This window comes from Paenibacillus sp. sgz302164 (assembly GCF_056120505.1).
On record NZ_JBVYOL010000019.1, the window covers coordinates 1 to 14874 of the forward strand.

At 54.5% G+C, this 14874-nt stretch carries 13 protein-coding genes and 1 riboswitch; of the genes, 4 read left to right on the top strand and 9 right to left on the bottom strand.

Annotation, left to right across the window (positions count from 1 at the left end):
• Positions 1-464: 464 nt before the first annotated feature.
• On the bottom strand, positions 465-2156 hold the full coding sequence (gene ilvD, locus AC0LWT_RS27020; RefSeq protein WP_474684391.1) for a dihydroxy-acid dehydratase: 1692 nt from the start codon (positions 2154-2156) through the stop codon (positions 465-467).
• A 19-nt stretch (positions 2157-2175) separates the two neighbouring features.
• A complete protein-coding gene (locus AC0LWT_RS27025; protein ID WP_474684392.1) occupies positions 2176-2841 on the bottom strand; it encodes a GntR family transcriptional regulator in 666 nt (221 codons plus the stop codon).
• Between the two features lie 336 nt (positions 2842-3177).
• On the opposite strand from AC0LWT_RS27025, the gene AC0LWT_RS27030 reads away from it, so the two are divergent.
• Positions 3178-4563, top strand: coding sequence for a dipeptidase (locus AC0LWT_RS27030; protein ID WP_474684393.1), 1386 nt, complete (start codon positions 3178-3180; stop codon positions 4561-4563).
• A 27-nt stretch (positions 4564-4590) separates the two neighbouring features.
• Positions 4591-5097 (top strand): GNAT family N-acetyltransferase, encoded by a 507-nt coding sequence (locus tag AC0LWT_RS27035; protein WP_474684394.1) that lies wholly within the window; start codon positions 4591-4593, stop codon positions 5095-5097.
• A 68-nt stretch (positions 5098-5165) separates the two neighbouring features.
• Here AC0LWT_RS27035 and AC0LWT_RS27040 read toward each other — a convergent pair whose 3' ends face one another.
• Together AC0LWT_RS27040 and dapA are read right to left on the bottom strand one after the other, a co-directional pair.
• Positions 5166-5552 carry a RidA family protein gene (locus AC0LWT_RS27040; RefSeq protein WP_474684395.1) on the bottom strand — a complete coding sequence of 129 codons (387 nt, stop codon included), beginning with the start codon at positions 5550-5552 and terminating at the stop codon, positions 5166-5168.
• A 23-nt stretch (positions 5553-5575) separates the two neighbouring features.
• On the bottom strand, positions 5576-6451 hold the full coding sequence (gene dapA / locus AC0LWT_RS27045; RefSeq protein WP_474684396.1) for a 4-hydroxy-tetrahydrodipicolinate synthase: 876 nt from the start codon (positions 6449-6451) through the stop codon (positions 5576-5578).
• A gap of 123 nt (positions 6452-6574) precedes the next feature.
• On the opposite strand from dapA, the gene AC0LWT_RS27050 reads away from it, so the two are divergent.
• Both AC0LWT_RS27050 and AC0LWT_RS27055 read left to right on the top strand, forming a co-directional pair.
• A complete protein-coding gene (locus AC0LWT_RS27050) occupies positions 6575-7456 on the top strand; it encodes a LysR family transcriptional regulator (RefSeq protein WP_474684397.1) in 882 nt (293 codons plus the stop codon).
• 538 nt (positions 7457-7994) lie between these two features.
• On the top strand, positions 7995-8291 hold the full coding sequence (locus tag AC0LWT_RS27055; protein ID WP_474684398.1) for a hypothetical protein: 297 nt from the start codon (positions 7995-7997) through the stop codon (positions 8289-8291).
• Between the two features lie 345 nt (positions 8292-8636).
• On the opposite strand, the gene AC0LWT_RS27060 is transcribed toward AC0LWT_RS27055, so the two are convergent.
• The 5 genes from AC0LWT_RS27060 to carA form a co-directional block, all read right to left on the bottom strand.
• Positions 8637-8846 carry a YjfB family protein gene (locus AC0LWT_RS27060; protein WP_474684399.1) on the bottom strand — a complete coding sequence of 70 codons (210 nt, stop codon included), beginning with the start codon at positions 8844-8846 and terminating at the stop codon, positions 8637-8639.
• 19 nt (positions 8847-8865) lie between these two features.
• Positions 8866-8953: riboswitch (cyclic di-GMP riboswitch) on the bottom strand.
• Between the two features lie 68 nt (positions 8954-9021).
• Positions 9022-9663 (bottom strand): orotate phosphoribosyltransferase, encoded by a 642-nt coding sequence (gene pyrE / locus AC0LWT_RS27065; RefSeq protein WP_474684400.1) that lies wholly within the window; start codon positions 9661-9663, stop codon positions 9022-9024.
• Positions 9664-9704: 41 nt separating this feature from the next.
• A complete protein-coding gene (gene pyrF / locus AC0LWT_RS27070) occupies positions 9705-10436 on the bottom strand; it encodes an orotidine-5'-phosphate decarboxylase (protein ID WP_474684401.1) in 732 nt (243 codons plus the stop codon).
• 16 nt (positions 10437-10452) lie between these two features.
• Positions 10453-13662 (bottom strand): carbamoyl-phosphate synthase large subunit, encoded by a 3210-nt coding sequence (gene carB / locus AC0LWT_RS27075; protein ID WP_474684402.1) that lies wholly within the window; start codon positions 13660-13662, stop codon positions 10453-10455.
• Positions 13649-14821 carry a glutamine-hydrolyzing carbamoyl-phosphate synthase small subunit gene (carA, locus tag AC0LWT_RS27080; protein WP_474684403.1) on the bottom strand — a complete coding sequence of 391 codons (1173 nt, stop codon included), beginning with the start codon at positions 14819-14821 and terminating at the stop codon, positions 13649-13651. The genes carB and carA overlap by 14 nt, the downstream gene beginning before the upstream one ends.
• Positions 14822-14874: the final 53 nt, after the last annotated feature.

Sequence of the window (14874 nt, forward strand, 5' to 3'; positions counted from 1 at the left end):
AGGAGATTTTTTAATTATCCGCCAGACAAAAAGCATCAATAAAATACAGTTTTAGGAACATTTTGAAACAAATTTTTCATGTCAGGTTTGATGCAAAGCTAGTGCGAAAAACCTGCGAAAGTGCAGGAATTTTCGACGAAAATGAGCTTTTAGCCCATACGCCGGCGAAAAGCCAGTACAATTGCAGGAATATTTCATCCCCGACTCTCGACAAGCAAAAAAACTGTATTTTTGCAGGCTTTCATCGTTCAAAGCCAGTCAGTAGTGTGAGCGGTTCTGGCAGGTGGGTTTCTCGGGCAGCCTGGAGGCTGCCCCAAAAACGTTCGCAAAGTATGGGAACAGCCCAAAAATCGAGCAAAAGGACCTCAAATTCCACTGCCAAGTGGAGAATGAGGTCCTTTCTTTAGGTGAAATTTCGAGGCAAAGTGGGGCAGTTTACCCCGGAGCTCTCTCTAAACTCTCATTTATTCAAAAATGTCTGTAACCGCGCCTTTGGAGGCTGATGCAACCAATCGGGCATATTTGGCGAGCACGCCCGATGATACTTTGAGTGGAGGCTGTACCCATGCTTGCGCCCGCGCAGCCAGCTCTTCCTCTGTCACCTCAAACGTAATCTGTTGCATTTCACTATCGATGGTTACGATATCCCCGTTCTTCAGCAGCGCGATGGGGCCGCCTACTTGTGCTTCAGGAGATACGTGGCCGACCACGAACCCGTGCGAGCCGCCCGAGAATCTGCCGTCCGTCATAAGCGCGACCTCCCCTCCGAGCCCTTTGCCAACAATTAGTGCCGTAACCGACAGCATCTCCGGCATACCCGGTCCACCCTTCGGACCGCAATAGCGGATGACCAACACATCCCCTTTTTGAATCTCATTTTTCAGAATGGCTTCGGTTGCGGCCTCCTCGCTGTCATATACTTTCGCCGGTCCGACAAAACGCAACTTTTTCATACCCGACATTTTGGCCACAGCTCCTTCGGGTGCAAGGTTGCCTCTGAGCACAACCAGTGGTCCGTTCGGCTTCAGCGGTTTATCCAACGGGCGAATGATCTCTTGACCTTCCCGCAATGAATCCGCCGCCGCTAAATTCTCAGCCAATGATTTACCGGTTACCGTCAGACAGTCCCCATGAAGCAGTCCCTCTGCGAGCAGAAGCTTCATTACACCTGGAATGCCTCCGATATCGTTCAAATCCTGCATGGCATGTTTGCCGCTCGGTTTCAGGTCGGCCAGATGGGGAACACGCAGACGTATCCGCTCAAAATCATCCAATGTTAAATCCACACCAACCGAATGTGCAATCGCAAGAAGATGCAGAAACGCATTCGTTGAACCGCCCAAGGCCATGACAACCGTAATTGCATTCTCGAACGCTTTCTTCGTCATGATGTCTTTTGGATAAATATCCTGCTCAAGCAGCGATATGACCTGTCTTCCCGCCTCAGCGCATTCCGCTGCTTTGTTTGGTGAAATCGCCGGCGTCGAGGAGGATCCCGGCAGGCTCATCCCCATTGCTTCTGCAGCGGCGGCCATTGTATTAGCCGTGTACATTCCGCCGCAAGAGCCCGGACCCGGACAAGCGCTGCATTCAACCTTGTGAAGCTCTTCATCTGTCATTTTTCCATCATGATATTTGCCGACGGCCTCGAAAGCAGTGACGATATCGACTTTCTTGCCATCGAGCTCGCCTGGTTGAATCGTGCCGCCGTACACGTAGACGGAAGGAATGTTCATCCGGCCGATCGCCATGAGGCAGGCAGGGGTGTTCTTGTCGCAGCCGCCTACCGCAACCAGGCCATCGAAGCGCTCCGCCCCCGTAACGATCTCTATCGAATCCGCTATGGCTTCACGGCTTGGCAATGAGAACAGCATGCCTTCGTGACCCATTGAAATGCCGTCCGATACCGTAATCGTATTAAAAATAAGCGGTGCCCCGCCGTTCTCCCGTACCCCTTGCTTGGCATGCACAGCCAACTCGTTGATGTGCATATTGCACGGGGTTACCTCACTCCACGTGCTGGCTATACCGATCATCGGCTTCTTGAAATCCTCATCGGTAAAACCGACAGCCCGCAGCATCGCCCTGTTCGGCACCCGATTGACACCCTCGCTTATAACTTTGCTGCGAATACGCAAATCTTTGCTTTCTGCCATGATCCCTTCGCCCCTCTGCTTAGAGTATTCCGTGCAGTTCCTGCATCGGACGGATAAAATTCTGCTTCATCATCGCATGCGCCCGATCACTATCCTTCTTCTCGAAAGCATCAATAATCGAATCATGCTCATCGACTGAAGCCTGTGTCGCGGTGATCGGCTGCTTTAAGAACACGTATTTGAAGCGCCGGATATGAATTTGAAGCGAGGCACTGTAAGAAGCAACATAAGGATTATCCGAAAGCTCTACGATAAGGTTATGAAACTGCTCATCTGCCTCCATCGCTTGGTAAGCCTGACCGTTTTTGATGGCGCTGGCAAAATCCAGATTAATCGCGCGCAACTGCTCGATCTGCTCCGGTACGATAATTTTCGCGGTCACTTCCGACGCCAAAGCTTGAAGCGCGGCCATCGTCGAATACATCTTGAAAATGTCATCCTTCTCGATGACCGTCACTTTTGTTTCTTTGCCGGGATGGGTCGAGACGAGCCCCTGTACCTCCAATAATTGAAAAGCCTCCCGAATCGGTGTGCGGCTCACGCCAAGCGACTCCGCCAATTCGGCATCGAGGAGCTTTTCGCCCGGCTGCAGCGTTCCATCGATAATCCACCTTTGGATTTGGGACAAAACTCTTTCCTTCGCAGACATTCGCATCGGCGAGACAAAATTTTTAGGTATTGGCATTGTCATCCTCCTTCGTTATTTGTTTAGTTATATGCAATATATCGCATATATATATTGTTGGCAAGGATTATTTCATAAGAGGTATCCCTCAGTCCAAAAATGGAAATGCTGCCGATGACAGTCTAAAGCTTCTCCAAAAACGCCCCCTCATGCCGGCAGGAAAACCGCCTTGCCGCGGGGAAGTTAAATAGCGGGAACGGAATGCTTCCGATGCCAGTTTTTCTGGCGAAAAACTTTAAGCTTATGCTTCCAACGCCAGTTTTTCTGGCGAAAAACTTTAAGCTTATGCTTTCGATGCCAGTTTTTCTGGCGAAAAACTTTAAGGAGCGCTGCCTCATGATCGAATCTTTAATCACTTATTTTGAACAGCAGAGGGATCGGCATATAGAGGAGTTAATGCAATTCCTGCGCATTCCGAGCATTAGCGCGGTTGCGGAGCGCCAGCCCGATATGCTGCGCTGCGCCGAGTGGACTGCGGAGGCGCTGCGGCAAGCGGGCCTGGACAACGTCGAGATCATGCCGACCGGCGGCCACCCCGCCGTATATGCCGACTGGCTTCATGCGCCGGGAGCGCCTACCGTGCTCATTTACGGACACTACGATGTCCAGCCTCCCGAACCGTTGGAGCTGTGGACTTCGTCCCCGTTCGAACCCGTCATCAAGGACGGCAAACTGTATGCCCGCGGCAGCACCGACGACAAAGGCCAGTTGATACTTCATGTAAAAGCCATCGAAGGCTTTTTGCGCACAGAGGGAAAGCTTCCGGTGAATGTGAAGTTTTGCATCGAGGGCGAGGAGGAAATTGCCAGCAAGCATTTGCCGGCTTTTGTCGAGAAGTACAAAGACAAGCTGTCCGCCGACGTTATCACTTTGTCGGATACGCAGATGCACGCCCCCGGCCAACCGGCGCTTATGTACGGCCTCCGCGGACTGGCCGGCGTGGAAATTACGGTGGAAGGCGCTAGCAGCGACCTTCACTCCGGACTTTACGGCGGCGCCGTGCAAAATCCGATACACGCGCTCTCGAAGCTGCTCGGCTCGTTCCATGATTCCGACGGCAAAGTAGCCGTGGAAGGCTTCTACGACAAAGTCATCGAACTGTCCGAGCAGGAACGGGAGTCGTTCAAGAAAGTCGAGCCCGATGCCGGCAAAATTCGCAGCGAATTGAACGTGGACACGTTATTCGGGGAACAAGGCTACTCGTTTTACGAGCAGACCACGTCCAGACCGACCCTTGAAATCACGTCGGTGAGCGGCGGTTTTCAAGGCGAGGGCATCAAGCCCATCATCCCGAACCGGGCGTCGGCCAAAATCGCCTGCCGTCTCGTCTCCGCACAGACGCCGGACGAAATTATGAATGCGATGGAAACGCACATCGCAGGGCATACGCCTCCCGGCGTCAAGGTCGTCATGAGCCGTCAATTGCGCGGCAATCCGTTTATAACGCCGATTGACCATCCGACCATGGTCGCCGCCGCCGAAGCTTACGAAGCGGCGTACGGAGCATGGCCCGTATATACGCGCAGCGGCGGGTCGATCCCGATCGTTGAAGTGTTCGGCCGGCTTTTGGATGCGCCGGTCGTCATGCTCGGCTTCGGGTTGCCTGGGGAAAATCTGCATGCCCCTGACGAGCATTTCCATCTCGCGAATTGGGATAAAGGGCTGGAAACGATTTCGCGCTTCTGGCTGAAACTTGCCGAGTCCGGCAAATCCGGCAAATAAACCGCATCCCGGCGAAAGGAGATTCCCGTGAGCATACAAGACTATACGATCCGCGATGCATCCCTGGAGGACCTTCCGGAAATCGTTCGCATTTACAATTCCACCGTAGCCGGGCGGATGGTAACCGCCGATACGTCGCCGGTGTCCGTGCAAAGCCGCGAGCCGTGGTTTCACGAGCATGCCCCCGGCTTCCGGCCGCTGTGGGTGTTGGAAAGCGGTGAGAACCTTTGCGGTTGGCTCAGCTTTCAATCCTTTTACGGCCGCCCTGCCTACAACGCTACTGCCGAAATCAGCATTTATATCGACGAAGCTTGCCGCGGCCGCGGCATCGGGCGCAGCTTGCTCCAGCGTGCGATAGACGCTTGTCCGGGACTGCAGCTCAAAACATTGCTCGGCTTCATCTTCGGACATAACGAACCGAGCCTGAAGCTGTTCCGCAGCTGCGGCTTCGAGACTTGGGCCCATATGCCGGGCGTTGCCGAACTGGACGGCGTGGAACGGGATCTCATCATCCTCGGCAAACGAGTCGGCTGACAAAAACAAAACGCGTATGATCCGTCAATCTCCCTAAACTTTGACGATGATCATACGCGTTTTTTTAATTATTCGCTTACAACAGCCTCCGCTTCAATTTCGACCAGGAGACGTGGGTCAATGAGCGCCTTGACCTCCACCATCGTTGCCGCCGGTTGAATATCGCGGAAACTTTCGCCGTGCGCCCTGCCGATTTCCTCCCACAAAGAAATATCCGTTACAAACATTCTTGTACGTACGACATCGGACATTTGAGCGCCAAGCTCCTGAAGGGAACGCTCAATAATTTGCAAAATGCACTTCGTCTGCTCATAGGCGCTGCCGACTCCAACGACTTCGCCGTCTCTCATCGCCGTCGTTCCCGCCACCTCAATCCTGCCGCCTACGCGGATTGCCCGGCAGTAGCCGACCCGCGGTTCCCAAGGCGAGCCCGAAAATACTTGCTTGCGCATCACGCCGGCTCCTCCTCCCTCCATCCTTATACGTATGAGACCAGTTTCTGCTGCAGCGCGCCGCTAATCGGCACCATAGGCAACCGCACTGCGTCCGATGCGATAAGCTCCTTCTGGGCCAGCAGCCATTTCAGCGGCGCAGGATTCGGCTCGGCAAACAGCAGCCGGATAAGCGGAAGCAGTTCCTCAAACAGCCGTTTGCTATCGGCAAGCCGGCCTTCCCTGAAATGGTTGTACATGTCGACAAAACGATCCGTTTCCACGTTCGCCGAAGCGCTCATAGCACCCTTGGCCCCGCAGCACAGAGCGGCAAACAGATTCATATCGTCTCCACACAGCACCGGTTTGGAACCAAGCCGCGAAAGCTCGGACACAAGATGAATCCCGGGGGTGCTATCTTTCATGCCGATAACGCCGTCGATCTCAAAAATGGTCCGTACCGTATCGAGCTCCAGCGCAACTCCGGTGCGATACGGAATCTCGTATACGATGACAGGCACGCCAACCTCCGCGACGCGGCGAAAATGCTCAACGATGCCCTGCTGGCTCGGCCGGTTATAATACGGAACAACGACAAGGGCCGCGTCTGCGCCCAGTTGTCCGGCTTTTTCCGTCTTTTTCACGGTCGAAGCCGTATCGTTGGTGCCTGTCCCGACGACAAGCGGCGCGTTCGTACCCGATGCTTGCCGTGCGGTTTGCGCCGCAGCAAACAGGAGTGCGAGCTCTTCCTCCGATATCCCCGGCGACTCTCCCGTCGTTCCGTTAACGATCAATCCGTCGATGTCATCCTCGAACAACTGGTATACCAAATTGTAAAAGGAAGCCACATCCACCTCCCGCTCCTCGTCAAAAGGCGTAACAACAGGTACATATATGCCTTGAAGCTCTCGTTCAGTCAACATGGCGAATAACCTCCGAATAGTTAAATTTATTGTTACTTCACTTTAGCATGGAACCGTTCATCACTGTTAGCTATAATAAATGATAATGCTCATCAAAAATATTGATAATGCGAGGTGGCCGGCATGGACTTAACTTATTTTCGGACGTTCCGCGAAGTGGCAAGGAAAAAAAGCTTCACCCGGGCAGCCGAAGAACTCGGCTACGCGCAATCCAGCGTGACGATGCAGATTCAAAAGCTGGAGCGGGATTACGGAGTGCCGCTTTTTGAAAGATACGGACGGCAGCTTAGGCTTACGCCTCCGGGTGAAAGCTTGCTGAAGCTCGCCGTGCAAATGCTCGATCTCTACGACCAGTCTAAGGAAATGATTGCCAGGCAAGTTAACGGCGCGCTGACGATCGGCACGATCGATTCCTTGGCCGCCTATTATTTGCCGCCTTATTTGCACAAATTCAAACAGCAATTCCCCGGTTTAAGCATCCAACTTTTGCCGGACGATGAAACGTCGCTGATTGCGAAAGTAAAAGAGGGCGATTACGATGTCGGGCTCATCCTCGACCAATATCCCGCCGACACCCAGCTTCGCTGCATCAAAGTTCGGGAAGAACCGCTCGTGCTGGTCGCCCCTCCCGGCCACCCGCTGGCGCTGGCGAAGCAGGTTTCGCTGGCCGATCTTGGGCATAACGAATTTATCGTCACGGAAGAAAGCTGCATATACCGCAACTTGTTCGAAAAGCTGCTGAAAGACCAGAGCATCCCTTTTCGCATCGGATTTGAGCTGGGCAACCTGGAAGCGATCAAGCAGTGCGCCATGAACGGGCTAGGCATCGCCCTGCTGCCCCGGATCGCCGTGGAATCCGAACTGGCACGCAAGCAGCTTGCCGTCATCCCGATCGCTCATCCGAATTTAAGCGTGGACCTGCAACTGCTCATCCACCCCAAAAAATGGATGTCCCAAGCGCTGCAAGCTTTCATCGACATGTTGTCGGCGCCTCAACCAGCCTAAGCTCCGCCGCTGAAACGCTCGACGGCGGCCGACCTCCAGCAGCCTTTTCCGCTGCTGGCTGTAGCTGCCTCCGAAACGCTCAACGGCTGCCGGCCACCAGCAGCCTATTCCTCTGCGGGCTGTAGCTGCTGCCGAAACGCTCGACGGCGGCCGACCACCACCAGCCTTTTCCGCTACAGGCTGTAGCAGTGTGGCCGTGGTCGACCGGCGTCATGCCGTGCAACACCGCACGCAGTGCGATCGATCCGCGTCATCGCTCGGGCCGGCACAAACAGCCTGTAAGGACGCTTCCCGAGTTCTCCGCCCGAGTTGAGAATTGTTATCATTTCAATACTCGCATCATACCCCAAAAAAAGAAACTTATCAACAACCAGGTTGCCATAAGTTTCTTTTTTCTTTATGCTTTTTTGAGCGTCGACATGCGTTGGCGACACAACGCGCGCCTGAGATTTGCGGGCGTTGAGAAACGGCTTCGCCTGACTGGAGCCGCATCGTAATCGCATCCCCCGCCCGCCCTCGCTTGTTGGTAAGATGTACATTGTCGGCTTTAACTGCGGGAAGGCACTCTATCCCCACCCAATTAGAACGGCCCAGCCGTTTGAAAAGAGGCATAGCTCCAGCAAAACCTGCAAAAGTACAGGCTTTTTCGATGGATACGGCTCGTTTGGAGGAAAAGCCTGCGATTGTGCAGGAATTTCCGACCAAACTGGCGCTAACCCCGTATATGGGCGAAAAAAACTGTACTTTTGCAGGAATTTACCACGGCAAGCTCGTTAATACGAAAAAAACTGCACTTTTGCAGGAATTTTTCGCGGCAAGCTCGTCAAAGTGCTAAAAGCACTACTTTCTACAGGATAATACCACGACAAGATCGTCAATGCGCAAAATGCTCCGCGTTCTGCAGGAATTTACCACGGCAAGCTCGTCAAAGCGCAAAATGCTCCACTTTATACGAAAATAGACACAATAGACCTGAATTATTTTCATTCTGTGGGGTGATGTCCACGACGTCATGGGGGTTTTTGCAAGAATATTGCGCGACAAACTCGTAAATGCGAGGCTCATTCTACGTTGCCAGACCAATTAGGCCTTAACGAGCAAGTATTAATCCGGTGCGCGCCAAGCCACAAAAAAAGAAGCTCTCCTTTTCGAAAAGGTAGAGCTTCCCGGCTTTGTGCAATTATACACGAATGTCGATGCTGCGCCCCAAGTGGGGGGTGACTGAAGCGGCGGCCGCCGCAACTTGCTGCTGGGATTTCGCGAAATCTTCCAGCATCACGCTTGCTTGCGCCGTTTGCGTATCATTGATTTTTTTCAGCAGCTGCAGTCCGACTGCTTGCTGCAAAGCATTGCCGCTTCCGACCGCGGATAGCGGGGCATTTACGCTCATAATCTTCCTCCTCTCACCGTTCGGTAGCTGGCTGGCGTACGGCTGCAAGCCGATTAGCCCCTGTAGCTTTGCGTCAGACGCTTTCGCGCCGTTTGCCGTTTCGCAGATGTCAGGCAGAACTTTGCGCCCCTTCAGTATAGGCCATTTATCCTAAATCGTCAATTTCTGCGCAAGATTACAGTCCGAATTGAGCCGGATTTGCCCGCCAGGAGCGGAGGAGTTCCATGTCTTCTTCTTTGATTGCTCCTTGCTCCAAAGCTACTTCAAGCAGCTTCGTATAATTGGAAAGCGTATGAAGCGGCATTCCGGCTTCCCGGAAAGCGTCCGCCGCCTTATCCAATTGATAGGAAAAGATCGCGAGAACGCCCAATGCTTTCGCCCCCGCATCGTTAACGGCCAAAGCCGCTTTCAGCGAGCTTCCGCCGGTTGAGATCAGGTCTTCGATCACGATGACTTGCTGACCGGGCTTAACAGTCCCCTCGATCAGGTTCTCCTTGCCGTGGCCTTTGGCTTTGTCACGGACGTATATCATGGGCAGGCCCAGCTTCTGTGCGACCCATGCCGCGTGAGGAATGCCGGCAGTCGCCGTGCCGGCGACCACTTCGGCTTGCGGAAACTTTTCCTTGATCAGCAGCACAAAACTGTCTGCAATCAGCTCGCGTATAGCCGGATGAGACATGGTCAGCCGGTTATCGCAATAAATCGGCGACTTGAGGCCCGATGTCCACGTAAAAGGCTGCTGCGGGCGAAGCGTTACCGCTCCTATCTCCAATAATGAGGAAGCAACTCGCTTCGCTATCGTTTCAAGCTGACTCATGTTCTCTCACACCGTTCCTTTCGAATGTAGGGGCAGGCCCGTCAAAGCGCGACGGAGGCGATGATCGACTCCATCGCCGCTCTGGGATCGGCCGCCGCCGTAATCGGGCGGCCGATCACGACAAAATCGGTGCCCTGCGCGAACGCCTCAGCCGGCGTCATGACGCGCGTCTGGTCGCCGATATCGGCGCCCGCAGGGCGAATGCCCGGCGTTACGGTGACGAATGCGTCACCGCACGCCGCTTTGATTTGCGTCACTTCAAGCGGTGACGCAACGACGCCCTGCAGCCCAGCCGACTGCGCCAGGCGGGCATAGCGAAGCACGGCCTGCTCGACAGTGCCTGTCAGGCCGATTTCTTCGTTCAGCACCTGCTGGCCGGTGCTGGTCAGCTGGGTGACGCCGATGACAATCGGGCGTCCCGCTCCCGGAGCGAGGGCTTTGTCCACGCCCTCGAGAGCCGCTTCCATCATCCGCTTGCCGCCGGCTGCATGGACGTTGAACACATCCGCGCCGAGGCGCGTAATGCTCTCCGCCCCGCCCTTCACCGTGTTCGGGATGTCGTGCATTTTCAAATCCAAAAACACTTTATAGCCTTTATCCTTCAGACCGGCTACAAAGCCTGGGCCCGCAGCGAAAAACAGCTGCATGCCCACTTTCATATAGCAAGGGATGCCTTCGAGCTGCCGCAGCAGCTCCTTGGCCCCTTCGGCTGTCGGGTAATCCAGAGCGACCATGATCTTTCCGGCAACGTCCGCACGAGTGTAGGTACTCATTCGCACTCACCGCCCCTTAAGCATGCACAGGCATGGCACGGGAGGAGAAGTTGACCGCTTCAAGCATGTTGCAGAGCGCACGGACCGTGTCAAGCGACGTCATGCAGACAACGCCGTTCTCCACCGCTTCGCGGCGGATGCGGAAGCCGTCACGCTCAGGCGTTTTGCCTTTCGTCAGCGTGTTCACGACGAACTGCGCCTCGCCGCCGCGGATCAGGTCGAGAATGTTCGGCGAGCCTTCGCTCAGCTTGTTCACTGTCGTTACCGGGAGGCCGGCTTCTTCCAGCGCTTTGGCCGTTCCGCCTGTGGCGATAATTTTGTAGCCGAGACGGTAGAAACCTTTCATGATTTCAATCGCCTCGTCTTTATCTTTGTCCGACACCGTTACGACGACCGAACCTGCAGCAGGAATTTTCATGCCTGCGCCGATCAAGCCTTTGTACAGCGCCTTTGCAAAGTTCGTATCGCGGCCCATCACTTCGCCGGTCGATTTCATCTCCGGTCCAAGCGTCGTGTCCACGCGGCGCAGCTTCGCGAAGGAGAACACCGGCACTTTCACGGATACGTAGTGGTCTTCCGGCCACAAGCCGCTTTCGTAGCCCATATCGGCAAGCTTTTGCCCCATGATGACCCGGGTTGCCACATTCGCCATCGGAATGTTCGTCACTTTGCTCAGGAACGGAACCGTTCTGGACGAGCGCGGATTCACCTCGATCACATACACTTCATCGTTGAAGATGACGAACTGGATGTTGACCAGTCCTACAACTTTCAGTTCGAGCGCAATTTTTGTCGTAATATCGATGATCTTCTGTTTAATTTCAGCGGAAACCGTCTGCGGCGGGTAGACGGCGATCGAGTCGCCGGAGTGTACCCCTGCACGTTCGATATGCTCCATAATGCCCGGGATCAGAACCGTTTCCTTGTCACAAATCGCATCGACTTCGACTTCTTTGCCGAGCATGTAACGGTCGATCAGAACCGGATGCTCCGGATTGATTTTCACCGCATACTCCATGTAGCTGAGCAATTCTTCGTCGGAATAGACGATTTCCATCGCGCGTCCGCCGAGGACGTAAGAAGGACGAACGAGCACCGGATAGCCAAGTCCTGCGGCAACGCCTACCGCCTGATCGACGGACGTTACCGTACCGCCCTGCGGCTGCGCGATTTGCAGTTTTCCCAGCAGCGCTTCGAATTTTTTGCGGTCTTCAGCCGTATCGATGCTTTCGAGGTCGGAACCGAGAATGCGCACGCCGGCTTTGTCCAGCGGGGCCGCCAGATTGATCGCGGTTTGGCCGCCGAATTGCACGATGACGCCGATCGGATTTTCGCGCTCGATCACGTTCATCACGTCTTCGAAGAACAGCGGCTCGAAGTACAAGCGGTCTGACGTATTAAAGTCCGTAGACACGGTTTCCGGGTTGTTGTTGATAATGACCGCTTCATAGCCGGCGGCTTGGATCGCCCACACCGCATGCACGGTGGAGTAGTCGAACTCGATGCCTTGGCCGATACGGATTGGACCGGAGCCGAGCACGACGACTTTCTCCTTGTTCGTTTCCGTTACTTCGTCCTCTTGCTCATAGGTCGAATAGTAGTAAGGCGTCGAAGCTTCGAACTCGGCCGCGCAAGTATCTACCATTTTGTACACAGGCTTGATGTTTTGCTGCAAGCGGTGAGCGCGCACTTCCGCTTCTTTCGTAAACGATGTGCAGCCGGCAAGCGTGCGGATTTCGGCGATAGCCCGGTCCGTAAACCCTTTGCGCTTCGCCTCCAGCAACAATGCCGCTGAAAGATCGGATTTGGCGATTTCCGCCTCATATTTGATCATGCCGGCCAGTTTGTTCAGGAACCACCAGTCGATTTTCGTCAAGTCTTGCAGCTGCTCGACCGTGTAGCCTCTGCGGTACGCCTCAGCCAGAAGGAACAGGCGCTCGTCGTCCGGCTTTTGCAGGCGAAGCTCCAGCGATTCCTTATCCAGCAAATCCGTTTCTTTCAGGAACAAACGGTGCACACCGATTTCCAGCGAGCGGATCGCTTTATGAATCGACTCTTCGAAAGTGCGGCCGATGGCCATTACTTCCCCTGTCGCTTTCATCTGTGTGCCGAGCTTGCGGTTTGCCGCCGTAAATTTATCGAACGGCCAGCGCGGAATTTTCGATACAATGTAATCCAGCGTCGGCTCGAAGCAAGCGTATGTTTGCCCGGTTACCGGGTTGACAATTTCGTCCAGCGTGTAGCCGATGGCGATTTTAGCCGCCATTTTGGCGATCGGATAGCCCGTCGCTTTGGAAGCGAGCGCCGAGGAGCGGCTTACCCGCGGATTCACTTCGATGACATAATATTGGAAGCTGTGCGGATCGAGCGCAAACTGCACGTTGCAGCCGCCTTCGATGTTCAGCGCGCGGATGATTTTCAGCGATGCGGAACGGAGCATCTGGTATTCGCGGTCGGACAGCGTCTGGCTCGGAGCCACGACGATGCTGTCGCCCGTATGGACGCCAACCGGATCGAAGTTTTCCATGTTGCACACGACGATGCAGTTGTCGTTCGCGTCGCGCATCACTTCATACTCGACTTCTTTCATGCCGGCGATGCTTTTTTCTACGAGACATTGACCGATCGGACTGTAGCGAAGCCCGGATGCGACCGTTTCGCTCAATTCCTCAATAGAATTGCAGATACCGCCGCCTGTTCCGCCAAGTGTGTAAGCAGGACGCACGATAATCGGAAAGCCGATTTCACCGGCAAAATCAAGCGCTTGTGCTACAGTCGTCACGATGACGCTGTCAGGCACCGGCTGCTCCAGCTCTCTCATCAAATCGCGGAAAAGGTCGCGGTCTTCCGCTTTTTCAATCGCGGTCAGTTGGGTGCCGAGCAGCTTCACATTCTCGCTTTCCAGAACGCCTGCGCGAGCCAGCTCCACAGCCATGTTCAGCCCCGTCTGGCCGCCCAGCGTCGGAAGCAGCCCGTCAGGACGCTCTTGGCGAATAATTTGCGTTACGAAATCAAGCGTAATCGGCTCGATATATACTTTGTCGGCCATATTCGTGTCGGTCATGATCGTGGCCGGGTTGCTGTTGATCAAAATAACTTCCATGCCCTCTTCTTTCAAAGCCTGGCATGCCTGCGTTCCCGCATAGTCGAACTCGGCGGCTTGGCCGATAACAATCGGACCGGAGCCGATCACGAGAATTTTTTTGAGCGTATTATTTTTTGGCATACTGCAGTTCCCCCTTGTCCGCTGTCTTTGCTGCTTGCGCCTTCCATTCCGCGAGCATTTGCGCCTGGCGCGGCGGCTGCGGGTTAGCCAGCTTATGCTCCCGGATCATCGCGATAAAATCGTCGAACAAATAGCTCGAGTCAAATGGACCCGGCGCCGCTTCCGGATGATACTGAACCGAGAAAGCCGCATGCTTTTTATGTCTCAAACCTTCGATCGTGCGGTCGTTATTGTTAATGTGCGTCACGTCAAGGTCCGTTCCGGCGATGGAATCTTCCTTAACTGTGTAGCCATGGTTTTGCGATGTAATGTAGCAGCGTCCGGAAATCAGATCTTTAACCGGATGGTTGCCGCCGCGGTGGCCGAATTTCAGCTTCTCCGTATCGGCTCCGCAAGCGAGCGCGAACAGCTGGTGGCCGAGGCAAATGCCGAAGATCGGGAATTCGCCGAGCAGTTCTTTAATCATTTGCACCGCGTGAGGCACGTCTTTCGGGTCCCCAGGGCCGTTGGACAGCAAAATGCCGTCCGGCGCCAACCGGCGAATTTGCTCGGCCGTAGCGTCTTGAGACACGACGACGACGTCGCAGTCGCGTTTGCTCAAATCGCGGATAATGCCGCTTTTGGCGCCGAAATCGACGAGCACGACGCGCTCTTTGTGGCCTGGTGCTCCGTAAACGCTTTTGGTGGACACGCGGGACACCTGGTCTGTCATCAGAGGCGTCGCTTTGAGCATTTCCGACAGCTCGGCAACCGATTTATCGGATGTGGTGAGCAAAGCTTTCATAACGCCATGATGGCGGATTTTGCGGGTCAGCATGCGGGTGTCGATGCCGCTGATTCCGATGATGCCGTATTCTTTGAGCAGGCTGCCGAGCGTGTATTGCGCTCTCCAGTTGCTCGGGATTTCTTCATGCTCGCGAACCACAAACCCGTGAATGAACGGGCGCACGGACTCGAAATCGTCCCGGATTACGCCGTAGTTTCCGATAAGCGGATACGTCATCGTCACGATTTGGCCGCAGTACGACGGATCGGAAAGCACCTCCTGATAACCGGTAATCCCTGTATTGAATACAACTTCTCCGACCGAGTCACCCTCGCTGCCGAACGATTTGCCTGTAAAAAGGGTGCCGTCTTCCAGCAACAATCTTGCCTGCATGTTTCTTCAACTCCTTCGTTATGTTCGAACGATCCATGCGAACCGTCAATGAT